This window comes from Cryobacterium arcticum, assembly GCF_001679725.1.
GTDB classification, from domain to species: Bacteria; Actinomycetota; Actinomycetes; order Actinomycetales; family Microbacteriaceae; genus Cryobacterium; species Cryobacterium arcticum_A.
Map to the genome: position 1 here is coordinate 2,127,993 of NZ_CP016282.1, position 23,404 is coordinate 2,151,396.

The 23,404-nt window shown below is 68.3% G+C and carries 20 protein-coding genes, 7 tRNA genes and 1 pseudogene; 8 read left to right on the top strand and 20 right to left on the bottom strand.

Going from position 1 to position 23,404, the window contains the following annotated elements; translation table 11 throughout:
* Positions 1-10 precede the first annotated feature (10 nt).
* The 5 genes from pdxS to PA27867_RS09525 all read right to left on the bottom strand — a co-directional run bounded on the left by pdxS (position 11) and on the right by PA27867_RS09525 (position 5,132).
* Positions 11-913: a pyridoxal 5'-phosphate synthase lyase subunit PdxS gene (gene pdxS / locus PA27867_RS09505; RefSeq protein ID WP_066595731.1), complete on the bottom strand. Its 903-nt coding sequence runs from the start codon at positions 911-913 to the stop codon at positions 11-13.
* Positions 914-1,004: 91 nt separating this feature from the next.
* Positions 1,005-1,625 carry an HIT family protein gene (locus tag PA27867_RS09510; protein ID WP_084020932.1) on the bottom strand — a complete coding sequence of 207 codons (621 nt, stop codon included), beginning with the start codon at positions 1,623-1,625 and terminating at the stop codon, positions 1,005-1,007.
* A gap of 2 nt (positions 1,626-1,627) precedes the next feature.
* Positions 1,628-3,661, bottom strand: a complete 2,034-nt coding sequence (gene thrS / locus PA27867_RS09515) for a threonine--tRNA ligase (protein WP_066595732.1) — start codon at positions 3,659-3,661, stop codon at positions 1,628-1,630.
* Between the two features lie 144 nt (positions 3,662-3,805).
* Positions 3,806-4,414 carry a hypothetical protein gene (locus tag PA27867_RS09520; protein ID WP_066595733.1) on the bottom strand — a complete coding sequence of 203 codons (609 nt, stop codon included), beginning with the start codon at positions 4,412-4,414 and terminating at the stop codon, positions 3,806-3,808.
* Entirely contained in the window at positions 4,401-5,132 is a 732-nt protein-coding gene (locus PA27867_RS09525; protein ID WP_208857247.1) for an RNA polymerase sigma factor, read from the bottom strand. Before PA27867_RS09525 ends, PA27867_RS09520 begins: the two co-directional genes overlap by 14 nt.
* Positions 5,133-5,317: 185 nt before the next feature.
* Between PA27867_RS09525 and PA27867_RS09530 the strand changes: the two genes are divergently transcribed.
* Positions 5,318-5,962 (top strand): hypothetical protein, encoded by a 645-nt coding sequence (locus PA27867_RS09530; RefSeq protein ID WP_167550832.1) that lies wholly within the window; start codon positions 5,318-5,320, stop codon positions 5,960-5,962.
* Between the two features lie 117 nt (positions 5,963-6,079).
* Here the strand turns inward: PA27867_RS09530 and PA27867_RS09535 are convergent.
* From PA27867_RS09535 to PA27867_RS09560, 6 genes are all read right to left on the bottom strand, one after another.
* Positions 6,080-6,151 (bottom strand) — tRNA-Val (locus PA27867_RS09535).
* Between the two features lie 25 nt (positions 6,152-6,176).
* Positions 6,177-6,250 (bottom strand) — tRNA-Cys (locus PA27867_RS09540).
* 56 nt (positions 6,251-6,306) lie between these two features.
* A tRNA-Gly gene (locus PA27867_RS09545) sits at positions 6,307-6,378 on the bottom strand.
* Between the two features lie 182 nt (positions 6,379-6,560).
* Positions 6,561-6,632: transfer RNA gene (locus tag PA27867_RS09550), tRNA-Val, on the bottom strand.
* Positions 6,633-6,669: 37 nt separating this feature from the next.
* Positions 6,670-6,743 (bottom strand) — tRNA-Cys (locus PA27867_RS09555).
* Between the two features lie 83 nt (positions 6,744-6,826).
* Positions 6,827-6,898, bottom strand: a tRNA-Gly gene (locus PA27867_RS09560).
* A 159-nt stretch (positions 6,899-7,057) separates the two neighbouring features.
* On the opposite strand from PA27867_RS09560, the gene PA27867_RS09565 reads away from it, so the two are divergent.
* A tRNA-Val gene (locus PA27867_RS09565) sits at positions 7,058-7,130 on the top strand.
* Positions 7,131-7,221: 91 nt separating this feature from the next.
* On the opposite strand, the gene glpX is transcribed toward PA27867_RS09565, so the two are convergent.
* Positions 7,222-8,106: a class II fructose-bisphosphatase gene (gene glpX, locus PA27867_RS09570; protein WP_066595735.1), complete on the bottom strand. Its 885-nt coding sequence runs from the start codon at positions 8,104-8,106 to the stop codon at positions 7,222-7,224.
* A 146-nt stretch (positions 8,107-8,252) separates the two neighbouring features.
* Between glpX and PA27867_RS09575 the strand changes: the two genes are divergently transcribed.
* The 3 genes from PA27867_RS09575 to PA27867_RS09585 all read left to right on the top strand — a co-directional run bounded on the left by PA27867_RS09575 (position 8,253) and on the right by PA27867_RS09585 (position 10,601).
* Positions 8,253-8,543 carry an antibiotic biosynthesis monooxygenase family protein gene (locus PA27867_RS09575; protein WP_066595737.1) on the top strand — a complete coding sequence of 97 codons (291 nt, stop codon included), beginning with the start codon at positions 8,253-8,255 and terminating at the stop codon, positions 8,541-8,543.
* Positions 8,544-8,700: 157 nt separating this feature from the next.
* Positions 8,701-9,939, top strand: a complete 1,239-nt coding sequence (locus PA27867_RS09580; protein ID WP_084020934.1) for an NAD(P)/FAD-dependent oxidoreductase — start codon at positions 8,701-8,703, stop codon at positions 9,937-9,939.
* Positions 9,936-10,601, top strand: coding sequence for a class I SAM-dependent methyltransferase (locus tag PA27867_RS09585; RefSeq protein WP_066595739.1), 666 nt, complete (start codon positions 9,936-9,938; stop codon positions 10,599-10,601). Before PA27867_RS09580 ends, PA27867_RS09585 begins: the two co-directional genes overlap by 4 nt.
* 33 nt (positions 10,602-10,634) lie before the next feature.
* On the opposite strand, the gene PA27867_RS09590 is transcribed toward PA27867_RS09585, so the two are convergent.
* From PA27867_RS09590 to zapE, 7 genes are all read right to left on the bottom strand, one after another.
* Positions 10,635-11,378, bottom strand: coding sequence for a YqjF family protein (locus PA27867_RS09590; protein ID WP_084020936.1), 744 nt, complete (start codon positions 11,376-11,378; stop codon positions 10,635-10,637).
* Between the two features lie 39 nt (positions 11,379-11,417).
* Positions 11,418-12,863 (bottom strand): flotillin family protein, encoded by a 1,446-nt coding sequence (locus PA27867_RS09595; protein ID WP_066595740.1) that lies wholly within the window; start codon positions 12,861-12,863, stop codon positions 11,418-11,420.
* Between the two features lie 124 nt (positions 12,864-12,987).
* Positions 12,988-13,317, bottom strand: coding sequence for an SHOCT domain-containing protein (locus PA27867_RS09600; RefSeq protein ID WP_236900675.1), 330 nt, complete (start codon positions 13,315-13,317; stop codon positions 12,988-12,990).
* 62 nt (positions 13,318-13,379) lie between these two features.
* Positions 13,380-13,802 carry a DUF6325 family protein gene (locus PA27867_RS09605; RefSeq protein ID WP_066595748.1) on the bottom strand — a complete coding sequence of 141 codons (423 nt, stop codon included), beginning with the start codon at positions 13,800-13,802 and terminating at the stop codon, positions 13,380-13,382.
* An 82-nt stretch (positions 13,803-13,884) separates the two neighbouring features.
* Positions 13,885-16,692: a LuxR C-terminal-related transcriptional regulator gene (locus tag PA27867_RS09610; protein WP_066595749.1), complete on the bottom strand. Its 2,808-nt coding sequence runs from the start codon at positions 16,690-16,692 to the stop codon at positions 13,885-13,887.
* 359 nt (positions 16,693-17,051) lie between these two features.
* A complete protein-coding gene (locus PA27867_RS09615; RefSeq protein WP_066595753.1) occupies positions 17,052-18,272 on the bottom strand; it encodes an ammonium transporter in 1,221 nt (406 codons plus the stop codon).
* A gap of 281 nt (positions 18,273-18,553) precedes the next feature.
* Positions 18,554-19,600 (bottom strand): cell division protein ZapE, encoded by a 1,047-nt coding sequence (gene zapE / locus PA27867_RS09620; RefSeq protein WP_066595756.1) that lies wholly within the window; start codon positions 19,598-19,600, stop codon positions 18,554-18,556.
* 252 nt (positions 19,601-19,852) lie between these two features.
* On the opposite strand from zapE, the gene PA27867_RS09625 reads away from it, so the two are divergent.
* Both PA27867_RS09625 and PA27867_RS09630 read left to right on the top strand, forming a co-directional pair.
* On the top strand, positions 19,853-20,755 hold the full coding sequence (locus PA27867_RS09625) for a sulfurtransferase (RefSeq protein ID WP_066595759.1): 903 nt from the start codon (positions 19,853-19,855) through the stop codon (positions 20,753-20,755).
* A gap of 37 nt (positions 20,756-20,792) precedes the next feature.
* Positions 20,793-21,242 (top strand): SufE family protein, encoded by a 450-nt coding sequence (locus PA27867_RS09630; RefSeq protein WP_066595761.1) that lies wholly within the window; start codon positions 20,793-20,795, stop codon positions 21,240-21,242.
* A gap of 20 nt (positions 21,243-21,262) precedes the next feature.
* Here the strand turns inward: PA27867_RS09630 and PA27867_RS09635 are convergent, their stop codons facing one another.
* Complete coding sequence (locus tag PA27867_RS09635) at positions 21,263-22,459, bottom strand: alpha/beta hydrolase family protein (protein ID WP_066595763.1); 1,197 nt, start codon at positions 22,457-22,459, stop codon at positions 21,263-21,265.
* 169 nt (positions 22,460-22,628) lie between these two features.
* Here PA27867_RS09635 and PA27867_RS09640 point away from each other — a divergent pair.
* A pseudogene (locus tag PA27867_RS09640) lies at positions 22,629-23,183 on the top strand (DUF3000 domain-containing protein); the annotation flags it as partial.
* Positions 23,184-23,404: the final 221 nt, after the last annotated feature.

Here is a 23,404-nt window from a genome sequence, read left to right on the forward strand (position 1 = left end):
GAAGCGGGTGTTACCAGCCGCGCTCGGAGAGGCGGTGCGGTGCGGGGAGGTCGGCCACGTTGATGCCGACCATCGCTTCGCCGAGGCCGCGGGAGACGTCCGCGATGATCTTGGCGTCGTCGTAGAACGCGACGGCCTTGACGATCGCGTTGGCGCGCTCCTGCGGGTTGCCGGACTTGAAGATGCCCGAACCGACGAAGACGCCGTCGGCGCCGAGCTGCATCATCATGGCCGCGTCGGCCGGGGTGGCCACGCCGCCCGCGGTGAAGAGCACGACGGGCAACTTGCCGGTCGCGGCGATCTCGGCGACCAGTTCGTACGGCGCCTGCAGCTCCTTGGCGGCCACGTACAGCTCGTCCTTGGTGAGTGAGGAGAGCCGGGCGATCTCACCCTTGATGGTGCGGATGTGCTTGGTGGCCTCCGACACGTCGCCGGTGCCGGCCTCGCCCTTGGAGCGGATCATCGCGGCACCCTCGGTGATGCGGCGAAGCGCCTCACCCAGGTTCGTCGCACCGCAGACGAACGGAACCGTGAAGTTCCACTTGTCGATGTGGTTGACGTAGTCGGCCGGGCTGAGCACTTCGGACTCGTCGATGTAGTCGACCTCGAGTGCCTGCAGCACCTGTGCTTCGACGAAGTGGCCGATGCGGGCCTTGGCCATCACCGGGATGGAGACCTCGGCGATGATGCTGTCGATCAGGTCGGGGTCGCTCATGCGGGCGACACCACCCTGCGAGCGGATGTCGGCGGGAACGCGCTCGAGCGCCATGACGGCGACGGCGCCGGCGTCTTCGGCGATGCGGGCCTGCTCGGCGTTGACGACGTCCATGATGACGCCGCCCTTCAGCATCTCAGCGAGTCCGCGCTTGACGCGGCTCGAGCCGAACTGCTCAGGAGTTGTGGTGTCAGTCATAACTTCGATTCTATTCCTTGAGTGGGGTGCCGCCGTTCGGGTGCCGGCACGAGGGATACTGCTGATAAACCGACGCCCAAGCGGTGAAGGGTCAGGACTCCCCGGCGGGCCAGCCCTCCGCGACCGAGCGGCGCACGTCGCCCAGGAGCTGCGGTATCGCCTTGGTGCCGGCGATGATCGGGAAGAAGTTCGAGTCCAGCGCCCACCGCGGCACGATGTGCTGGTGCAGATGCTCCGCGATCCCGGCACCGGCGATGCGTCCCTGGTTCATCCCGAGGTTGAACCCGTCGCAGCCACTGGTGGCCTTGAGCACCCGCATGGCCGTCTGGGTCAGGCTACCGATTTCGGCGACCTCTTCCGGCGTGGCCTCGTCATACGTCGCAACATGCCGGTACGGGCATACCAGCAGGTGGCCGCTGTTGTACGGGAACAGGTTCAGCAGCACGTAGGCGTGCGTGCCGCGCGCCACGATGAGCGCCTTCTCGTCGTCCATCGACGGTGCGATGCAGAACGGGCAGTCATCGGGATGCGGCTGCTGGCCACCCTGGATGTACACCATCCGGTGCGGCGTCCACAGCCGCTGGAACGCATCCGGGACCGCGGCGAAGTCGCCCGAGTTCTCCACCTGGACCCCCTCGGCGGCGTCCTGCGGGCTGCCGGACAGCCGATCCCAGGGGGTGTCTCTCGGTCCTGTGCCGGAGGTGTCCGTCATCGTCAGGCCAGTTCCGGCGCGGCCACACCGACCGGGGCGAGCGAGGCGTCTGCTTCGGAGAAGTCAGCGTCGCCGAGAACCTGGGCACGGGTCTTGATGGACGCGATGATCCGGCGGACGGCGTCGTCGATGGGCACACCGTTCTCCTGGGTCCCGTCGCGGAACCGGAAGCTGACCGCGTTGTTGGCACGATCCTCTTCACCCACGATGAGCTGGAACGGGATCCTCTGCAGGGTGGCGTTGCGGATCTTCTTCTGCATCCGGTCGCTCGAGGAGTCGAGTTCGACGCGCACCCCGGCGGTCTTGAGCGTGGCCAGGACCTCCCAGAGGTAGTCCTCGTACTGCTCGGACACGGGGATACCGATGACCTGCACCGGAGAGAGCCAAACGGGGAACGCTCCGGCGTAGTGCTCGAGCAGGATGGCGAAGAAACGTTCGATGGATCCGAGCAGGGCGCGGTGGATCATCACGGGCTGCTGACGGGAGCCGTCCGGTGCCGTGTACTCCAGGCCGAACAGCTCCGGCTGGTTGAAGTCGAGCTGAACCGTGGACAGCTGCCAGGTACGACCGATCGCGTCGCGGGCCTGCACCGAGATCTTCGGACCGTAGAACGCCGCTCCCCCGGGGTCGGCAACCAGTTCCAGACCCGAGTCCAGTCCGACCTGGCGCAGAGTGTCGGTTGCGGCCTCCCACTGCTCGTCGGTGCCGACGGATTTCTTGGGGTCGCGGGTGGACAGCTCCAGGTAGAAGTCGGTGAGGCCGTAGCCGCGGAGCGTCTCGAAGACGAACTCGAGCTGACTGGCGACCTCGGCCCTGACCTGGTCCTGGGTGACGTAGATGTGCGCGTCGTCCTGGGTGAGGCCGCGTACCCGGGTGAGGCCCTGCAACGTGCCGCTCTTCTCGTAGCGGTAGACGGTGCCGAATTCCGCCAGGCGCAACGGGAGCTCGCGGTAGCTGCGGCCGCGGGCCTTGAAGATCAGGTTGTGCATCGGGCAGTTCATGGGCTTGAGGTAGTAGTCCTGGCCCTGACGGGTCACGTTGCCCTCGGCGTCGACCTCTTCGTCGAGGTGCATGGGCGGGAACATGCCGTCGCGGTACCAGTTGAGGTGCTGGCTGGTCTCGAAGAGGTGTCCCTTGGTGATGTGCGGGGTGTTGACGAGGTCGTAACCGTTGGCGAGCAGGCGCTCACGCATGTAGTTCTCGATCTCGGCACGGATGATGCCACCCTTGGGGTGGAAGACCGCCAGGCCGGAGCCGATTTCCTCGGGGAACGAAAACAGGTCCAGTTCCTGGCCGAGCTTGCGGTGGTCGCGCTTGGCGGCCTCGGCCAGGCGCGCCTGGTAGGCGCGCAGTTCGTCCTTGGTGGGCCACGCGGTGCCGTAGATGCGCTGCAGCTGCGGATTCTTCTCCGAGCCGCGCCAGTAGGCGGCGGCCAGGCGGGTGAGCGAGTAGCCGTTGCCGATCATGCGAGTGTTCGGCAGGTGCGGGCCGCGGCAGAGGTCTTTCCAGACGGTTTCGCCGGTCTTCGGGTCGACGTTGTCGTAGATGGTCAGCTCGGCGCCGCCCACCTCGACGGACTCGTTGTCTCCGGTGTCGGTGCTCGAGCTTGTCGAGACCCCCTTGAGACCGATCAGCTCGAGCTTGTACGGCTCAGCGGCGAGCTCGGCACGTGCCTCATCGTCGGTGACGACACGGCGCACGAAGCGCTGGCCCTGCCGGATGATGCGGTCCATGGCCTTCTCGAGGGACTTGATGTCCTCGGGGGTGAAGGGCTCGGCCACGTCGAAGTCGTAGTAGAAGCCGTCGGTGACGGGCGGGCCGATGCCCAGGCGCGCTGCCGGGTTGACGGTCTGCACGGCCTGCGCGAGAACGTGCGCGGCGGAGTGGCGCAGGATGCTCAGGCCGTCGGGAGAATCGATGGTGACCGGGGTGACGTCATCCGTCGGGGTCACCTGCGCGGCGAGGTCCGTAAGGACACCGTTGACGCGCATGGCGACAACGGATCGGTCGGTGAATAGCTCGAAACCGTCAACCACGTGTATAGCTCCCTTGAATTACGAATCATTCAACTTTAGCGGGCGGGAGTGCGCGCGGTGACGGGGTGGCCGGGGCACACCCTCCGGCACGCCTCGACCGGTTCGGCGGCGGGTCCTGGCGGGTTCAGGGCGGGCCGTGGGCGGCTACGGACGATAGGGCAGTTGCAGGTCGAGCTCGGCGCAGAAGCCGGCCGCGTCGTCCGTGTTCGGGTCGGAGGGAGGGACGGGGAAGACCGCGACAACACCGTCGGGGCGCAGGCAGGCCCGCAGGGGCGGCACCACGAACTCCGGCGCACTGTCGGCGCCGGTCTCGGTGCCGGATGGGGTGCCGTCGGTGGCCGGTTCGCCGTCGATCGGGGGCTGGACGACCGGGGTGCCGCCGCCGAAGAAGTCGATCGCCCAGACTGCGGCACAGTTCGACAGCGCCGCATCCGCTGGATCGGGGATCGGGACGGCGGGAGTGACGGTGCCGTCCGGCGCGATCTGGTCGCTGGGGGAGCCGACCTGCGTGAACGCGGAGTCGGTACTGGGGGCCGAGTAGCAGTAGGCCGAGGTGGTGCGGAGTTCGGGGGTGGCCAAGGTGACCCAGGCCGTGGCTCCGCCACCGGCGACCAGCAGAACGGCCGAGACCACCGCGACGGCGCGATGCCGGTGCATCCGATGAGTCTGCTGGGCGTCGATCGTCTGGAGAAGGCGCGCCTCGACGCGTTCGAATTCGTCGTCGGTGGGCGTGAGCAGGTCACTGGGCAGCATGGTGCGGTTCTCCCTTCAGCAGAGTGAGTTCGGCGCGGAGGCGCCCCTTGAGGCGGGACAGCCGGTTGCGGAGAGTGGCGTGAGTGATCCCCAGACGCTGGGCGGCCTGTTCGTAGCTGAGGTCGTCCATGAGGCACAGGTCGAAGATGCGCCGGTCGACCTCCGGCAGCGCGGCCATGATGTCCTGGATATGCCGCCGGGCTTCGGCGGCGATCGCTGCACTCTCCGGGGAGGGAGCAGGGTCGGCGAGATCTGCGCGATCATCGAGGCTGTCCCGTGGCCGGCGAGTCTCGGAGCGGCGCCGGTTCAGAGCGAGATACCGGGCCGTCGTGACGAGCCAGGGCAGCACCGACTCCCCTACCAGGTCCACGCCGAGCCGCTTGTTCCACAGCGTCAGGAACGCGTCCTGCAGGGCCTCCTCGGAGTCGGGCCGCGACCGCAGCACCGAGAACGCTGCCCAATAGACGGCGCGTTGGTGACGCCGGAAGAGTTCCTGGAACGCACGACGGTCGCCCTGTTGCACACGCGAGAACAGGAGGACGTCGGTTGTGGTGGTCGACAGGCCGGATGAAGACACAGCGGGTGGAGGCAGGTCGGAGCGAGGCGACGAGTCTGCACCCGCAACCGCACCGGCCTGCTCACTCACCTGGTCCCCCACCTGCTCCCCCTTCTCACCCTGGCTCTCGCCGTGCCGGTCCCCCCATGGGTCCCGCGTCACCGCGGTCCCTTACCCGGTAGTGTCCGCGGGCCGCTCCATCGTCTCAGGGTCGGGGGTGCGCACCATGATCGTCCCACCCCAATTCGGGTCGATCATCCCGAAACGTCTTGACGCCGTCGGCCGGGGCCGTGTTGAGTGAGCGCGTCGTCGCCCGCCCCGGGTGGCCACGACGCGAGGAGCTCCCGATGGACCATCACACCGCCAGCCGTTGCAGGCCGTCCGGACACGCCACCGGGGTACGTGCCGATGGCCCGCTCCAGCGCCCCGGCTGGCGAGCCAGAGGGGCCGTAGCGGCAGTAGCCCTCGGGCTGATGGCCGCCTGTGCGGGTGCAGCCGGTCCGGCTGGCGCCGCCGGCCTGCCGACGGCCGACTACGCCTGCTGGGCCGACCTCGGCACCGGGGCGAGCCTGTGCGTGGACCGGGGTGTCGATCTGGTCGCCGCCGTGGCCCGTGAGCGCGGCGTGCTCTTGACGGTTCCCGATGGTGCCATCCCGGGCTCGTTGCCCGCGTCGGCGCGGTCAGCGAGCACCGGCGCGGCGACCACCGGAACGGCTGCCGTGGCGTCCACCGTGATTTCGGTGATCTACGACAACAGCGGATACGGCGGCGGCTCCTACGCCCTGTCGATCTCGAGCGGTTGCGGCTGGGGTGTTGCCAGCCTGGGGTCGATCGGCTGGAATGACCGCGCCTCGTCCTACCGCAGCTTCAACGGCTGCACCACGGCTCTTTTCGCCAATGAGAACTACGCCGGTTCGTCCACCGGGTACACCACCAACGCCAGTGGGCTGGGTGGTCTGAACGATCAGGCGAGTTCGTGGAGCGTGCACTGAACTGTCGGAGCCGCGCTATCGGAGCCGCCTATCGGAGCCGCACTGGGTTCGCGCAAGCATGCTCGCGGTCCGGCCCCTGGAACACGAAAACCCCCGCTGTGGGCGGGGGTGTGAGTGTGGGCGATACTGGGATCGAACCAGTGACCTCTTCCGTGTCAGGGAAGCGCGCTACCGCTGCGCCAATCGCCCAGGCCCGCAGAGAATTCTCGCGGTCTGGAGGTGGATACGGGATTCGAACCCGTGTAGACGGCTTTGCAGGCCGTTGCCTCGCCTCTCGGCCAATCCACCGTGTTCGGTCAAACGTGTACACCAAAGAAAATCGGCCTTTCGGCCGATCAACTTCGAGCGGATGACGAGATTCGAACTCGCGACCCTCACCTTGGCAAGGTGATGCGCTACCACTGCGCCACATCCGCAACTACGCGCATTTCTGCGTGCTTGGAAGACTCTACCCGATCTCAGGGACCTCGTGTGCACATGACGCGTCGCAGGACTTCCGATTGGCCTCAAATAGGCCGTTCTGCCCAGTGATTACGCGGGAAAAACAAAAAACCCCCGGGTTTACCGGGGGTTTTCATGCCGTTCAGATGACTCTCTGTGGGCGATACTGGGATCGAACCAGTGACCTCTTCCGTGTCAGGGAAGCGCGCTACCGCTGCGCCAATCGCCCAGATCCTGCGAGTACTCGATTGCAGTACTTCTCAGGCTGGAGGTGGATACGGGATTCGAACCCGTGTATACGGCTTTGCAGGCCGCTGCCTCGCCTCTCGGCCAATCCACCGTGCTTGTAAAACCGTGCCTGCAGCACCCGATCATGCGTGGGTTACTACCAAAGAGAGCCGGCCTTTCGGCCGACTCAATTCGAGCGGATGACGAGATTCGAACTCGCGACCCTCACCTTGGCAAGGTGATGCGCTACCACTGCGCCACATCCGCAACTGCTCGCATTCCTGCGTGCTTTGAAGACTCTAGCCGATAGTGCGACGCGAATTCAAACCGAGCGAATGCCGCGTGTCGCGGCCTCTCGATGTGCGCTGGGCACCCGGTCTGGTCTAGTATCAGATGTCGCAGTCGAGAGGGTTTCGAATGTGGTTCGGGCGATTGGCGCAGTTGGTAGCGCGCTTCCTTCACACGGAAGAGGTCGTGGGTTCGAGTCCCGCATCGCCCACAGAATTCCCCGCTTCCGGCGGGGTTTTTTTGTGCCCAAGCCGTCCGGTGTCCACGATGGCTCTGGACGGGCACCGCCCCGGAGCGGCTGTCTACCGGATCGGCGAGGATGCGAAGAGCACTCGGTCGCTGGAAACCAGGTCGTCGAGCGAGAGAACGCGCGTCAGGTCGTGGCCGGCGGCCAGTGCGGTGCGCACCTGGTCGTCGCCTTGGGGTGCCAGTCGGCCCTCCATGAACCCGCCCAGCGCCCGGACGGCGCAAGCCGTCAGCACTCCCTCGGGTGTTCCCCCGATACCCATCACGACGTCGATGTCACTGCCGGGCGTTGCCGCGGTGACCGCCGTTGACACGTCCCCTTCCCCCGCGAGCCGGACGCGGGCTCCCACCATCCGCAGCTCGGCGATCAGCGCCCGATGCCGCGGCTTGTCGAGAACGGCCACGGTGATGTCGTGCACCGGTTTTCCCAGGGCTGCTGCCAGGCGCACGACGTTGACTGCCGGGCTCGCTCTCAGGTCCAACACTCCGCGCGCCGCCGCCGAGGAGATCAGTTTGTCCATGTAGAAGACGTCAGTGGGGTCGAAGAGCGTGCCACGCGGGGCCAGGGCGATCACGCTCACCGACCCGGGCAAGCCCTCCTGCACCAACCGGGTGCCGTCGAGCGGGTCGACGGCGATGTCGCAGGCCGGTCCCCGGCCGGATCCGAGTTCTTCGCCATTGGCCAGCATCGGGGCTTCGTCTTTCTCGCCCTCGCCGATCACGACGACTCCGGCGAACGGGGCCGGGAGGAGAACCTCACGCATCGCCGCGACGGCTGCCGCATCGGCCGCGTTCTTGTCCCCACGTCCGAACCAGGCCCCGGCGGCGTGCGCCGCCGCCTCCGTCGCCGCCCGCACGGCGGAGACGAGTTCGTCGGAGTAGTGGTCGGCGCCGAGCACGGTGCTCGCCCTGGTGTCGCCTGCTGCTGCTGAGGTGTTCATCTGAAGTGGTGTCCCGTCTCGGTGGGATCCGGCGACGGGCGCGCTGCCGGGTTCGGGTCGACCCGTCGCCGGGCGCACCCGGTCGATGCTACTCGCCGAGCTCAGGCGACAGCCTCCGGCCTCACGGCGGCCGTTAGTCTCGACGGATGATCAGAGAACACGCTGTGCTTCCCGTGCTGGCCGGCCGCGAGGCGGAATTCCTGCTGGCATTCCGCACAGCACGGCCACTCATCGAGTCGATGCCCGGATTCCGGGCGCTCAGCCTGTCGAGGTCCGTGGAGGAACCGACGACTTTCCTGCTCCTCGTGGATTGGGACCGGCTGGAGGACCACACCGAAGGCTTCCGTTGGTCCCCCGAGTACACGCGTTGGAAGGCGCTCCTGCACCCGTTCTACGATCCGTTCCCCGAGGTGCGGCACTTCGTGGAGATCGACTGACCAGGCACCACTCCACCTCCACACCCGCCCGGTCGGGGTGTCTTCCCACACCCCGTTCGTGGTCGCGCTGCCGGTTCCAGCGCCTCGACGATCGGATCAACTTGCCGGATCGGCAATTCCGTTTGTCATCTGCTCGCCGGCATCCCACCATGGTCCTATGACCAGACCTGAACGCGCACAAGCCTCCCCCGACACCTCCCCCCGCGCCGCGAATCCTGCCCTGCCAGACCCGGCGGCGGCCGGTTCGGAACACACGAAGGTCTACGACGTGGTGATCGTCGGAGGGGGCGCTGCCGGCCTCAGCGCCGCTGTGGTACTGGGCCGCGCCCGCCGCTCGGTGCTCGTCATCGATGCCGGTGAACCACGCAACGCACCCGCTCAGGGTGTGCACGGTTTCCTCACCCGGGACGGGCTCAGCCCTGCAGAGTTGGTCCGTCTCGGTCGCGCCGAGGCTCAGGCCTACGGCGCGCAGATCCTCAGCGGTCGGGCCGCTGACGCCCGGCGCACCGACGCCGGCCTGGAGGTCGTGCTCGAGGACGGCACCCGGGCGACCGGGCGCCGCCTCCTGGTCGCAACCGGGCTCGTCGACGCCCTGCCCGAGGTGCCCGGCCTGCAGGACCGCTGGGGCATCGATGTGCTGCACTGCCCCTACTGCCACGGCTGGGAGGTCCGGGATCAGGCCATCGGCATCCTGGGCACCAGCCCCAGGTCCGTACACCAAGCGCTCCTGTTCCGTCAGTGGAGCGACAACGTCACCCTGTTCCTCCACACGGAGATGCTCGACGCCGACGGCGCCCTCTCCACCGACCATGGGCCGACGGACGCCGAGTGGGAGCAGCTTGCGGCTCGCGGAATCGGAGTGGCGATCGGACCGGTCGACGCCCTGGAGGTGACCGATGACGCCCTGACCGGCGTCCGTTTGGCCGGTGGGCACTCGATCCCGATTCAGGCTCTGGTCGTTGCTACGGGCCTCAACGCCCGCGCCGGGTTCCTCGATGGTCTGGGGGTGGAGGCCACGGCGCATCCGCTCGGCGTCGGCACGCACCTCGACGCGGACGCGACCGGACAGGTGCTCAGCGGCGGCAGCGTGGTGCCCGGTCTCTGGACGGCCGGAAATGCCACCAACCCGATGGCCCAGGTCATGGTCGCCGCCGCCGCGGGAATATCCGTGGCCGCCGCCATCAACTCGCATCTGATCGGCGACGAGGTAGAGTCCGCCGTGGCGGCCTACCGGCGTCCGTTCTCGGTTGCCGCTGAAGCCGGCAACGCGCGGAGGCTGCTCGGCGACCGCCGCCACGGACTCCCGACCGACGTGCGGGATGATGGGGGCGCGACGTCAGAGTCAGGCACCACACGTGAATCAGTCACGACAGATCAGACGGGACTCACCCGATGAGCGAAGAATTCGGCCAGGAGTACTGGGACACGCGTTACGGCAGCAGGGACGGGGTCTGGAGCGGCCTGGCCAACCCGGTGCTGATGACCGAGACTCTGGCCCTGCCGGCCGGACGAGCGTTGGACATCGGCTGCGGCGAGGGTGCGGATGCCATCTGGTTGGCCTCCAGGGGGTGGCAGGTGACGGGCGTGGACTTCTCCGGTGTCGCCCTGGCGCGAGCCGCGGAGCGCGCCAGGCAGGCCGGCGACGATCCGGTATCCGCACACGACCCGGCGACCGGAGGTACGATCGCCGGCCGCTTGACGTGGGAGCAGCACGACCTCACCGAGTGGGCTCCCCCGGCCGCTTCCTTCGATCTGGTGACCGCGCAGTTCATGCACCTGCCCTCCTCGGCGCGCACGGGCCTGTTCGCTCGGCTCGCCGACGCGGTGGCGCCCGGCGGGACGCTGCTGATCGTCGGCCATGACGTGTCCGATGTGCACACCACGGTGCACCGGATGCCCGACCCCGACCTATTCTTCACCGCGCGGGAGCTCGCCGCCGCCCTGGACACGCGTCGGTGGCAGATCGAGATCGCCGAAACGCGGCCACGAGTGGCCCAGGACCCGGTCGGCACGGCGGTCACCGTCGCCGACGCCGTGCTCAAAGCCACGCGCCGGTGAGCTGCGCGTCACGCAGCTGGTGGTAGAGCCCAACTATCCCCGGGTGCCGAACCAGGTGGTGACACCCGGCGAATAGAGCACGGAGTCCGGCGGCCGGCTGCCGGCCAGTCCCGGGAATCCTGCCGTGGCCAGCAGAGAGTCGTCCAGCGAGACGAGCTCAGCCGTGAAGAGCGCCCAGGGTTCGTGGTGGTTGCGGAGGTGTACGGTGCGGCCGCGGACCCGGGTGAACAACGCCCAGCGGGCCGTGAGGAAGTCGGCGACGGGATCGCCCACCACGGGTGTCGTGGTTGGCCGGATCACGATGTCACTGTGCGCGTCTGCCGCGAAGTGGCGGGTCGACGAGTAGTGGAAGTCTCCCGCCGTGACCTGCAGCCGGGTGCGCGACCACATGTAGGGAATCGAGAACAGCGCACGCGCCGCCAGGACCGCCGCAAGCCTGGACGCCTCGAGGGAGACGAAGACGACGCCACGTCGGCCCTTCTCATCCACGGCGTACAGTCTCACGTTGACCTCGACGAAGTTGCCGAAGTACGGCACCGGCGGGCTGCCGAACACCGTGGCCCGGTCGAGCACGAACGGGATCAGACCTACCCAGCTCGAGCCGCCGAACTCATCGGGCCGGAGCCCGGCAGGGAGGAGCGGCGCGACCAACGCGGCATCCACCCGCCAGTGCAGGAAGGCGAGGTGGGACCACCGCTGGCTGGCTGTCGCCCGGCCGGCCAGCGGGGGCGCCACGGCGGAGACCGGCCAGGCCTCGCCCATGCCGGCAGCGCTCATCCCCGTACCGTCAATCCCCGTACCGTTCACGATGTCAGGTTAGACGGCATCCGCGCCGACAGTGGCGTCCGGCACGCCAGAAGCGTCGTCCGCGGAGAGGAAGCCCTCGGTCGCGCGCGTCCGGGCCAGAGCCGTTCCGGCGGCGGTTCCGCCGATGAGCCCGCCCAGCAGGTCCTTGATGCCCACTCCCATGGTGGAGGCCAGGACGGCGTCGACCTCGGAGAAGCCCGAGGCGACGTTCTTACTGAGCTGGCTCGCACCGTCGGTCGAGATGACCGTGAGCTGGTCGATGTTGCCCATCGGGGCGGCGAGTTCGTGGGCGATCTTCGGCAGCATCTCCACCAGACGCAGCTGGATGAGAGCCTCCGACTGCTCGGCGACGGCCTGGGCGCTCAAGCGAGTGGCCTCGGCCTCGGCCGAACCGCGGGCCAGGATGGCATCGGCATTGGCCTGTCCCTCTGCGCGGATGGCCTCGGCGGATGCCACGCGGCTGTCCCTGTCCGCGTTGGCGGCCGAGACCCGGGCCTCGGCGGCAGCGTTCGCGGACACCCGCACCCGGTACGCATCGGCGTCAGCCACGGCGTTGACCTCGGAGTCGAGCTCGGCCTTACGGAGGCTGGCCCGGCGCTTGGCGGTCAGCTCCTGCTCCTGCACGATGGCCTGCTGGGCCTTGGCCTCGGCGAGCGGCTTCGACGCCGCGGCCTCTGCGGCCGCCTTGTCGGTATCGAGCTGCAGGGCGGCCTTGCGCAGCGCCAGGGTGTTCTGCGCTTCGGCGACGGCCTGCTCGGCGATGATCGACGCCTCCTGGGCTTCCCGGTTGGCCTGGTGCTCGGCGACCTCGGCCTGGCGGCGCACCTTGGCCTGCTCCGCGCGACCGAGGTCGCGGATGTAGTCGTTCTCGTCGGTGATGCCCTTGATTTCGAAGGAGTCGACGTCCACGCCCTGGTTGGCCAGGGATTCGCGGGCCGTGGCCAGTACGGACGAACCCAGTTCATCGCGCTTCTGGATGATGGTCATGACGTCCGTGGCGCCGATCGACGACCGCAACGATCCGCTGAGGACCTCCTGCGCGAAGTTGTCGATGTTCTTGTCCTGGCCGAGGAACCGCTGGGCGGCTGCGCGGATGGCTGTCGGGTCGTCCCCGACCTTGACGATGGCGACGGCCTCGACCGTGAGGGTGATCCCGTTGCGGTCCTGTGCGACAGCGGTGATCTCGATGGCGCGGCTGCGCAGACTGATCTTGAATGCCTTCTGGAAGAACGGGGTGATGAACACACCCTGGCCGTGCACGACACGCTGTCCGGACTCCTCGAGGGTGGCGCCGTCGACGATGGTCTTCTTGGACTTCTTCCCGGTGATGACGAGTGCCTCATCGGGGCCGGCGTTCTTGTAGATCGTGCGGGCGTAGACGAGCACGACCACTCCGACCACCAGGACCAGGAAGACGATTCCGACGATGGGGAGGCTGAGAAGATCGAATAACATGGGCTTCCTTCCGGTCCGCGCGGAGCGAACGTCTCGGCGCGCGAGGCAGAAGGGCCCCCGAACCTCCCAGTAGGCTAGCGTCCCGGCACGCCGACGTGGGCTGTTCGACGGATTTCTCGTCGCATCAGGCCAGAAGTTTCGCCTTCGCCGCGGTGAACTCGTCGTCGCTGAGCACCCCGGCGTTGTGCAGCTGCGACAGCTGGTTCAGTTGGGCCAGCATGCCCGAATCATCGGAGGCCGGAGCCTGCTGCTGGGCCTGCTGGGCGTCATATTGCTGTTGGGCGGCATATTGCGCCTGTTGCGCTTGCGCGTCGGCCTGGGACTGCGCTTCCTGCGCCTTGGCCTGTTGCCTGCGGGACACATTGCCGCTGACGGCGGTGGCCGTGCCGGCGACGACGGCGGTGCGGGCGGCCATTCCGATCAGGCCCGGGCGGCCCATTCGACGTGGGGACATGTTCGACTCCTCAGTGGGTATCGGTGTGGGTATGGGTGTTGGAGCGTGTGCCGGGTCGCGGGTCAGCGCGCGGCCTCGAGCACGGCGTTCACCGCGGCGGCTGGAATGCGCTCCTGGTGCAGGACCGCGCCCCCGGAGGCGGCCAGGACCGACGCGAAATGCCGGGCCCAGGTCAGTTCGACAACGAGCACCGCGGCCGAGGTGCCCGGCTCCAGCTGCGTGGCGAGTTCCTCCACGTCGTCGATACCGGCCAGGCCCAGCTCACCGAGGTCGAGGTCAGGAAGCTGCGCCTTCTCCGGCAGGTCCTCCATCTCGACGATGAGCACCTCCCCGTCCGCGGTGCGGTTGACGAAGATCAGGTCCAGCAGGGTGATGGTTCGCTCCTCGATGAGGTCGAGCAGCGCCTGCCGCAGGGCAGGCCCCGGGCGGTCGCCGTCGAACGAGATGAGAAGGAGCTCCACCGGTCCGTACGTGTATTCCTCCATGGCAGATCCCTTCGCATGTCGTGTGGCTGCAGTGTCGCCGCGGGCGCACGGAGTCGAGTCACCCGATCCGGGTGAATCTAGCTCAGAGCAAGCCGCGCTCCTGGGCGATCGCCACAGCATCGGCCCGGTTCGCCGCCTCGAGCTTCTGGTAGATGTTGCGCAGATGGGTCTTGACGGTGTTCGGACTCACGTTGCGCTTGCGCGCGATGTCAGCCACCGACTGGTGCACAGGCAGCTCCCGCAGCACCTCTCGTTCCCGCTGGGTAAGCTGCGGGCTGCTCCTGCCGGCCTCTGTACCGGGACCGCGAGGGCTGGGCCGCACGCGCGCAGCGCAGCGCAGGATGTGCCGGGCGAACTCGTCGAGATCGCCGAGCCGGCCGAGGCGGCTGCGGATGAGGGCCGTGCCCTGGCCGCCCACGGCGAGGAACGCCCGCTCGGTACCGAATTGGCTGGCCAGGCGCAGGGCCCGGAGCAGCCGCGCATCCGACTCGACGTGCCGCCCCGAGAGCTCTGCCACGTGAGCGAGGGCAATCCACGCACTCACGATGGTCGACCCGCGCCAGGCGGTCCGTTCGTCGAGCGCGGCCTCGCGCAGGCGTTCCTCGGCCGGATGCCCCGCCCGCGTGGGCGGTACCGACAGGAATCGAAGCAGCAGCGCCTCGAGAGACTCCTCCCCCAGGACCGATTCCACCAATCGCACCACGGCCTGCGTCTCCGGTCGGCCGTCGAGCGCACCGCTCACCTCGAGGAGAGGCACACAACAGAGGCTGAGTGACCGGGGGTGGTCCGAACCGACCTCACGCATCAGCAGCATCAACGTGTCCATGGTGCGCCGCGAGTGCGGGTCGGTGTCGAAACCGTTCAGCAGGAGGAGCACCTGGGCTGGCACGCTCAGGCCGGCGTCGTAGGCGAGGTGCGGATGCGCGCTCAACCTCTCCACGGCGTCGACGTCGAGCGGTTGGCAGCGTTCGTAGCGGCGGATCATCGTGTAGAGAACCGCTCGGCTGCTGACCTGGTCGGCCGCGGAGGGCGGGGCCGGGGACTCCGCCATCTGGCTCTCCAACATCGCCACCTGCAACCATCTGCCGGCGTGGGCCGCCGCCGTGGCCGCCAGGTCGCTCGCGACCAGGAACAGCCAGCTGTAGTCGGCCATGCGAGCCGCCTCGGCGACGTCCCGCAGGATGTCCTCCGCCGGCCCGGGGAGGCCGAGTCTGTCGAGGCAGCGCCCCTCCGCCATCCCGGTGAGGAGGTCGATTGCGAGGTCGAGCCGAGCCGCCTCGCCCACTCGATGACCCTGCAGGGCCTGCAACCGCTTCGCCACGTCAGCGGGTTCTACCGCGAGGAGGGCATGCAGGATCTCGATCACGGCGGGCCACAGCCCGGGACGACGCTGCGGGCTCAACCCAGACCCGCCCGCCGTATCGCCCGCGGCGGCGAGGAGCTGGTGCGCACGCCGCCTGGCGGCGAACGCCGGTGCGTCCAGCAGAACCCGCAGGGCCAATGCCGCCGTAGACGGGACCGGGGTGTCGAGACGCCGGAGTGCCCGCCCCACCAGGTCGGTGTCGCCGGAGAGAACGAGCGTCAGGCCGAACCGATCGAGTACCTCTCCCACGAGGGCGGCGTCCCGTGCCTGCAACGCCTGGTCCAGCGCCGCCGCGCCTTCGGATCTGTCGGAGAACCAGTGGCAGGCCAGGACATGCCGATCGTTGGTCGCATCGGCGTCGTGCCCGCGGGCCGCAGCCTGCAGGTAGCTCAACAAGATCGGATGGAACCTGTAGGCCTCCCCTGCCGCCACGCTTGTCTCGGCGCTCGAATCGACCGAGCCCGTGCCGGTCCTGCCAGAACCGCCAGCCCCACTCCTGCCGGCCCCGCTCCTGTGCGAAACATCCGGCACCCGCACCAGCATCCCGTTGTTCCGGGACACCCGCTCCAGGACATCGCCGGCATCGCTTCGGGCGGTGACCCGGACAGCCAGGTCAAGGGGCACCACGAACGATACGGCCGAGCGCATGAGGATGTCCCGTTCGTCGTCGTCCAGGCCGTCGAGCACTTCGGTGGCCACGTAGTCGGCGATGGCGGGAGTGGCCCCATCGACGTCGGTGAGGGTGGATCCGGCCGGTCCGACCTCGGTGTGCGTGATCCCGGAGGCGGCGATGCCAGAGTCGCCGGCCGGGCTCGGGTCCGTGTGTTCGCGGTCCTGTCCCTGTCCGGCGAGAGCGAAGGTGAGGGCCGTGGCCCACCCTCCGGTGTTGCGCCACAGTACGGCGGCGTCCTCCGGGGACACGCGCAGATGCCGTCGCCCGGCCAGTTCGAGAGTCTCGTCGAGGGTGAACGCGAGCATGTCCTCCGGGCAGTCCAGCAGCACTCCGGCGGCCAGCAGCGGTGCCGTGCCCGTGCCGGGGCGGCGGCGGCCCGCCACAATGATGCGGAGCTCAGGGGGCGCCAGCGAGATCATCGGCCACCACCCGTCCGGGATGGCCGGTCCGGTTTCGCCGGGCCCGGCGGGAAGGTCGACGTCATCGATGAACACGTAGCGCAGCGCCGTGTGCGTTTGAGGGACGTCGGGAGGCCGGCCCCGGAGCGCCTGGAGGTCCCGGGTTTCAGCGAATAGCCGCCACACGGCATCCGGGTCACGAGCCGTGACGAGATCCGGTCCGGTCATCCAGCGCACCTCGGCGCCCTCGGCGGCCAACCGGCGCGCCCACCCGGCCAGCAGGGTGGTCTTGCCCGATCCGGCGGCATCCCAGAGCTGGAGGACGCGGGCATCCGTGCCCTGGAGCCGGATGACGAGGTCATCCAGACGCGACCGGTGCAGGTACCACTCCGGCTCGGAGGCGAGCCCCGGAGGTCCCCACGGCTCACGGGGTAACGGAGTGGGTGCGGGATCCATCGGGAAGTGTCCTCGATTTGCGTCCTGGATATAGGTGGTGCCGAAGTCTCGATCCTGGGGGCGCCGGCTGCGGCGCTTCGAATGTGCGGGGAGGTGCGTGAAACTCACCGGCACCGTCAAGGTCCCGGATTCCCGGGACCTTGACGGAGCTTCTCGCGGTGTTCGGGTCACCGCCAGTGAGGTGATGATGCCGCGGCCCGTGCCCACGGTCAAGGGGCGCGACCCGGGGCTCCTTTCCCCTCGTCCTCCCCTGGGCAACGACGAAGGGCGGTGAGAAGGCGTCGGGTGCGTGACGCACCCGTACACTTCCTCACCGCCCCGCAAGCGTGAGCCTGTCGGCCTGGTCGGCCGCAGTCAGGTTAGACGCGGTCGAGCGCGTAACCCTCTTCACCGTGCACGACGGTGTCGATGCCGGCAACTTCGTCTTCGTTCTTGATGCGGAAGCCCAGGGTCTTCTCGATGGCGAGGCCCAGCACGTAGGCGATGACGAACGAGTAGATCAACACGGCGAAGGCTGCGATGGCCTGCACGGCGAGCTGGCCCAGGTCGCCACCGACGAAGAGGCCGGTGCCGATGGCGAAGAAGCCGAGGTACAGAGTGCCGATGATGCCACCGACGAGGTGGATGCCCACGACGTCGAGGGAGTCGTCGAAGCCGAACTTGAACTTCATCTCGATGGCCATGGCGCAGACGGCACCCGCGACGACACCGAGCAGCAGGGCCCAGCCGGGTTCGAGGTTGGCGCAGGCGGGGGTGATCGCCACGAGACCGGCGACGGCACCGGATGCGGCGCCGACCGAGGTGGCCTTGCCGTCCTTGATCTTCTCCACGATCATCCAGCCGAGGATGGCCGCAGCGGTTGCGCCGAGGGTGTTGACCACGATGAGGCCGACGTTGGCGAGGCCGTTGAGCCATTCGGCGCCGGCGTTGAAGCCGAACCAGCCGAACCAGAGGATGGCTGCGCCGAGCAGGACCAGCGGCACGTTGTGCGGCTTGGTGATGCCCTTCTGGAAGCCGATGCGCTTGCCCAGGACGAGTGCGAGAGCCAGCGCAGCAGCACCGGCGTTGATGTGCACAGCGGTACCACCGGCGTAGTCGATGACTCCCGGCAGCCCGAGGGTCTCGCCGAGGCTCATGATCCAGCCACCGCCCCAGACCCAGGCGGCGACGGGGAAGTAGACCAAGGTGGCCCAGATACCGGCGAAGATCATCCAGGAGCCGAACTTGGCGCGGTCGGCGACGGCACCGGAGATCAGCGCGACGGTGATGATCGCGAAGGTGGCGCCGTAGGTGGCGCCGAGGAGATCGGTGCTGCCGGTCTCGCCGGTGGCGAGGGCTCCGAGACCGAAGTCCGAGAAGGGGTTACCCGCGAACTGCGTTGGCCCGTCCACGGCGCTCATGTTGTATCCGTAGAGGATCCACAGAACGCTGATGAGCCCGAGTGCTCCGAAGCTCATCATCATCATGCTGACGACGCTCTTGGCCTTGACCAGTCCGCCGTAGAAGAACGCGACTCCCGGAGTCATGAACAGCACCAGTGCGGTTGCCGTCAACCCCCATGCAATGCTTCCCGTATCCATAGATTGTCCTCACACCTCTCGAGTTAGCTGGGTGTACCGCGAAGCCTCATGACGAGCGTGCTGGGTGCTGTATCGGTCCCGGGTACGCCACTCAGTCTCCGACCAGGACGTTTCAAGAGCCGCACCGTCGTGTTTCAGGCAGGTTACGCAACCGCCCGCAACGTTAAGAACGTGTTTCCAACGGCCGCGAACCTCCCTGCAGAACGCGGGTGGGCGTGACGCCTCGCCCGGTGGGACGAACCGGCATGCGGTGGGTCGGCGAGCGAAGGGTCGGCGTGCGGTCAGTCGGCGTGCGGTGGCAACTCGCCTGTGGTCAACGCCACCATGCGCGATTGCGACCGCTGGTACTTCTTGCGATAGCCGCCCTGCATCATCTCGGCATCGAACACGTCGTGCAGGGGAACCCCGCTGGCGATGATCGGGATCTCGGCGTCGTAGACGCGGTCGATGAACGCGACGAGCCGCAGGGCATCCGTCTGGTCGGTCAGCAGGTAGACGTTTCGCAGCGCGATCACGTCGAGTTCGGCGATCATCTTGATGTACTTCGATGGATGCACGGTGCTGAGGTGTCTCATCAGGGTGCCGAAATCGTCGACGGACACCCGGTTGCCGCGAGCGGCCAGAGCCGTGCTCATCCGGTCGAGTTCCTCCGGGAGCACCGTTTGCGCATGCCCCGACGCGTCACGGCGGCGGTAGTCGAGCCCGTCGATGCGCACGGTTTCGAAGTTGGCCGACATCGCCTGGATCTCCCGCAGGAAGTCCGCAGCCGCGAAGCGACCCTCCCCCAGCGAGTTCGGCGGCGTGTTCGAGGTGGCCGCGACACGGGTTCCAGAGGCGATGAGCTCGCCGAGCAACCGGGTCATCAGCATGGTGTCGCCCGGGTCGTCGAGCTCGAACTCGTCGATGCAGATGAGCTTGGCCCCGGTGAGTTGAGCCACGGTGTCGGCGTAGCCCAACGCCCCGACCAGCGCGGTGTACTCGATGAACGTGCCGAAGTACTTGGGCCCGGGGGCGCCGTGCCAGAGTGCCGCAAGGAGGTGGGTCTTTCCGACTCCGAAACCGCCGTCGAGGTAGACGCCCGGAAGCTCGGGTTTGGTCCGCCGTGATCGAGAGAAGAACCCGCCCGGCCGCGCCCGCCAGGCGGCGAAGGAGTTCAACCGTTCGACGGCGGCGAGTTGGGAGGGGTAGTCGAGGTCCGGGCGGTAGGACTCGAAGGAGGCGTGTTCGAACTGCGGCGGCGGCACCAGTTCGGCGACGATCTCGGCGCCCGTGATCGACGGCGACCTGTCGATCAACCGAACAGCGCTCTTCGGGGTCTGGTCGACCATGTCTGGCATCCGGTTCCTGTCTGTGCAACCGGCATCCTGGCGGAATAACGGTGGGGTCTTCGTCCTTGCAAACCTCGGGGACATGCGCCTCGCGTGCGTCTATCGGCGCCGGAACCGGCGCAAGCCGGGTCACGCCGGTAGATTCGGGTCGCGGGATGTCCACCAGCCTAAATGCAGTCACGCAGGTATGGCGCCGCCACCAGAGCGGAGCGGACCACCGTTCGACCGTTGCCCGACCACCAGGAGGAAATCATGACCGTCCCGACCGACCCCACTCCCGCGTTCGCCGACTACGCGCATCCGGAACGTCTGGTGTCCACCGAGTGGCTGCAGGCGCATCTCGGCACCCCCGGCCTGGTCGTCGTGGAGTCCGACGAGGACGTGATCCTCTACGAGAGCGGCCACATCCCCGGAGCGGTCAAGATCGACTGGCACACCGACCTCAACGACCCCGTGGAACGGGACTACATCGACGGCACGGCCTTCGCCGCGTTGCTCGGCCGGAAGGGAATCAGCCGCGACAGCACCGTGGTGATCTACGGCGACAAGAGCAACTGGTGGGCCGCCTACGCGCTGTGGGTGTTCACCCTCTTCGGCCATGAGGACGTTCGCCTGCTCGACGGCGGCCGACAGAAATGGCTCGCCGAAGACCGCGAGGTGACGACGGACCGGGAATCCGCCCGGCCCGTCGACTACCCCGTGGTGGAGCGGGTCGACGCCCCCATCCGGGCCTTCAAGGAGGATGTGCTCGCGCACTTCGGGCGTCCGTTGGTGGATGTGCGCTCGCCGGAGGAATACAGCGGTGCACGCACCACGGCGCCCGCCTACCCCGAGGAGGGGTCCCTGCGGGCCGGCCACATCCCCTCGGCGGTCTCGGTGCCCTGGGCACGGGCGGCGGCGGACGACGCCACGTTCCGGCCGCGCGGCGAACTCGATGCCATCTACCGTGACGAAGCCGGACTCACCGGCGCGGAGCCGGTCATCGCGTACTGCCGCATCGGCGAGCGGTCCAGCCACACCTGGTTCGTGCTCACCCACCTCCTCGGCCTGAAGGATGTGCGCAACTACGACGGCTCCTGGACCGAGTGGGGAAGCGCCGTGCGGGTGCCCATCGTGCAGGGCAGCGACCCCGGCTCAGTCCCCACGCCGCGATGACCTCCCGGTTGGCGCCCACCGCCATGGCAGAATTGACATGATGACCACCACCGACCTTCCCGAGCCGTTGGCCGAGATCCGCGAAGACTTCCTGGCGCTCGAACAGAGCGACCGGCTGCTCCTCCTGCTCGAATTCTCCAATTCGCTTCCGGAGCTTCCCGAACGCTACCGGGACCACCCCGACCTCTTCGAACGGGTCGTGGAATGCCAGTCCCCCGTCTTCATCTTCGTGGAGGTGGACGAGACCGGCGCTGTGCACCTGTACGCCACCGCACCGGCCGAGTCGCCCACGACGCGCGGATTCGCGTCGATCCTGGCTCAGGGCCTCGACGGCCTGAGCGTCGCCGAGGTTCTGGCCGTCCCCGAAGACTACCCGCAGTCGATCGGCCTTACTCAGGCCGTGTCGCCGCTGCGGCTGCGCGGCATGACGGCCATGCTCGGCCGCACGAAACGGCAGCTGCGGGAGCGTGTGGCCGAGCGGGCCTGATCGTCCCCGGCGCGGCCCGTTCAGCTCGTGTGGGTGGCCTCGACAGCCGGATGCTCCGCTCCGAGGCGGGTCAGCCAGCCCAGGATGGCCGAGTTCCAGGCAGCGGGGTCGTAGTTCCAGAGCTTGGTGTGCCTGGCGACCGAGAACGGCACGAGCGTCACGATGTCGGGACGCCTCGCCGCCAGGGACCGCGACGGGGCGGACGGGACGTACCCGTCGTCGTCGCTGTGCAGGATGAGGATCGGCAGGTTCAGGTCCGCCGCCCGGGAGACGAAATCCAGCCGGGGAAAATCGATCGGGAAGTGCAACCCGGTCACGGCGCGGCCCCACCTGCGGCCCATCACCGCGAGGGCTCCCCTGACCACAACCTGCGGCAGGTGCAGGAGCTGTGCCTGGTAGGCCACGACGTCCGCCCAGTCGATCACCGGGGAATCGAGCACGATACCGGTGAGCCGGCCGTCGTGCACCGCCCTGGTGGCCGCCTGCAGCACGATCGCACCGCCCATCGACCAACCCATCAAGACGATCTGGGTGGCCCCGTTCCCGGCGGCGAAGGCGATGGCCGCCTCGACGTCGCGCCACTCCGTGTCGCCCAGGCCGAACCGCCCATCGGCGCTGGCCGGAGCGTCGCCGTCGTTGCGGTACGACACGAGCAGGGCGGTGTAGCCCGCCGCGTGGAAGACCGGAACGGCACGCAGGGTCTCCTGCCGCCGCACGCCTCGCCCGTGCACCTGAATCACCCAGAGCCCTGACGGCTCCGCGGCAGGGATGAGCCAGGCGGGGGCGTCGCCCCTGTCGGTGGCCACGGAAACGTTCGTGAAGTCCAGCCCGAGGTCCCACGGGCCGAGGAAGGAGTATCCGCCCAAGCGGCCGGACCGCACGGTGGCCAGGTCGCCGAAATCCACGCCCAGGATGCGCCGCGTGACGGTGCCCGGCGTCCTGGACACGATCCGACCGAGCCTGGCGTGGCCCGAGTCGGCCGCGAACCAGAAGCTGTAGTCACCGGGCAACACGGCGTCGGCCGTGGCCTCCAGCGTGATGGTGCCCGCCGCGAGGTCGACGTCGAACACCCGGGTGTCGTCGGCGCGCTTGGAGGACGGCGTCACCACACGCCGCGCCATCACACCGGCCAGCACCGCCACGGCGAGGCTGCCGGCCGCAGCGACAGCCACGGCTCCCCCGGCAACCACCAGTGCGGCGGAGGCAAGACCGCTCATCGGACGTCGCCCAGAGGACCCTCGTCCCGTCCTGCCGTTGCCCGGCGCGAGGCTCCCTCTGCTGCTGCGGCGTGCCCGGGGGTGTCCCGGCTGGCGTCCCGTCATGCCTGACCTCCGGTTGTTCGGCGTGCCTCGCACCAGCGCACGGAAAAAACTCTAGTCTGCAGACGTGCCCGATTCAGAGGATCAGCCCCAGCGCCCTGCGCAATTTGCCGCGGCGCTCGACGCTATCCGTCACGCCACCCCGCGGGCCGAGCTCATCGTCACCGAGATATCAGCTCCCGGAAACCTCGCTCCCTATTCCGTCGCGCTCTCCGCCGACGTGACTCCGGTGCGGCACGGAAGCGATTCCGACTTCGGCACCGGACGGTTCATCCTGCTCTACGACCCCGACGAGCCCGAGAGCTGGGGAGGACCGTTCCGGGTGGTCTGTTTCGCCCAAGCTCCCCTGGAGACCGACATCGGGGTTGATCCGTTCCTCGCCGAGGTGGCCTGGGCCTGGCTCGTCGACGCTCTGGACGCCCGCGGCGCCCGGTACACCGCCGCGTCCGGAACGGCCACCAAGATCCTCTCCTCCGGATTCGGCGAGCTGGCGCACCAGGGCGACGGCGCCCAGATCGAGCTGAGGGCATCCTGGAGTCCTCTCGACAACGACCTCGGCGCGCATGTCGAGGGCTGGGGGGAACTGCTCTGCATGCTGGCCGGCCTGCCGCCGACCACGGACCTGCCCACACTGCCCCGCCGCAGCCACCCTGCGGGGTCGAATCCCGGCAGCTCCCATCACGGCAGCACACACCAGCCCGGCGCACACGAAGCCGGATCGCACCGCCCAGGGACGCATGAAGCCAGCACTGAACCGCACGACGCCCGTCACGACGAGGCGTCCGGCACCGGCGGAATCAGCGTCGGCCCCCTCGATTCGATCGGTCCGTCCATCACGTCGAT

Excerpts from the sequence above, each read along its gene's own strand:
- PA27867_RS09600 (WP_236900675.1), bottom strand. The coding sequence starts at position 13,317 with ATGTCCCCACGTCGAATGGGCCGCCCGGGCCTGATCGGAATGGCCGCC.
- PA27867_RS09610 (WP_066595749.1), bottom strand. The coding sequence starts at position 16,692 with ATGGATCCCGCACCCACTCCGTTACCCCGTGAGCCGTGGGGACCTCCG.
- PA27867_RS09615 (WP_066595753.1), bottom strand. The coding sequence starts at position 18,272 with ATGGATACGGGAAGCATTGCATGGGGGTTGACGGCAACCGCACTGGTG.
- zapE (WP_066595756.1), bottom strand. The coding sequence starts at position 19,600 with ATGGTCGACCAGACCCCGAAGAGCGCTGTTCGGTTGATCGACAGGTCG.
- PA27867_RS09590 (WP_084020936.1), bottom strand. The coding sequence starts at position 11,378 with ATGAGCGCTGCCGGCATGGGCGAGGCCTGGCCGGTCTCCGCCGTGGCG.
- PA27867_RS09520 (WP_066595733.1), bottom strand. The coding sequence starts at position 4,414 with ATGCTGCCCAGTGACCTGCTCACGCCCACCGACGACGAATTCGAACGC.
- PA27867_RS09595 (WP_066595740.1), bottom strand. The coding sequence starts at position 12,863 with ATGTTATTCGATCTTCTCAGCCTCCCCATCGTCGGAATCGTCTTCCTG.
- PA27867_RS09580 (WP_084020934.1), top strand. The coding sequence starts at position 8,701 with ATGACCAGACCTGAACGCGCACAAGCCTCCCCCGACACCTCCCCCCGC.
- PA27867_RS09605 (WP_066595748.1), bottom strand. The coding sequence starts at position 13,802 with ATGGAGGAATACACGTACGGACCGGTGGAGCTCCTTCTCATCTCGTTC.
- PA27867_RS09635 (WP_066595763.1), bottom strand. The coding sequence starts at position 22,459 with ATGAGCGGTCTTGCCTCCGCCGCACTGGTGGTTGCCGGGGGAGCCGTG.
- PA27867_RS09625 (WP_066595759.1), top strand. The coding sequence starts at position 19,853 with ATGACCGTCCCGACCGACCCCACTCCCGCGTTCGCCGACTACGCGCAT.
- PA27867_RS09510 (WP_084020932.1), bottom strand. The coding sequence starts at position 1,625 with ATGACGGACACCTCCGGCACAGGACCGAGAGACACCCCCTGGGATCGG.
- pdxS (WP_066595731.1), bottom strand. The coding sequence starts at position 913 with ATGACTGACACCACAACTCCTGAGCAGTTCGGCTCGAGCCGCGTCAAG.
- PA27867_RS09575 (WP_066595737.1), top strand. The coding sequence starts at position 8,253 with ATGATCAGAGAACACGCTGTGCTTCCCGTGCTGGCCGGCCGCGAGGCG.
- glpX (WP_066595735.1), bottom strand. The coding sequence starts at position 8,106 with ATGAACACCTCAGCAGCAGCAGGCGACACCAGGGCGAGCACCGTGCTC.
- PA27867_RS09530 (WP_167550832.1), top strand. The coding sequence starts at position 5,318 with ATGGACCATCACACCGCCAGCCGTTGCAGGCCGTCCGGACACGCCACC.
- PA27867_RS09585 (WP_066595739.1), top strand. The coding sequence starts at position 9,936 with ATGAGCGAAGAATTCGGCCAGGAGTACTGGGACACGCGTTACGGCAGC.
- PA27867_RS09630 (WP_066595761.1), top strand. The coding sequence starts at position 20,793 with ATGATGACCACCACCGACCTTCCCGAGCCGTTGGCCGAGATCCGCGAA.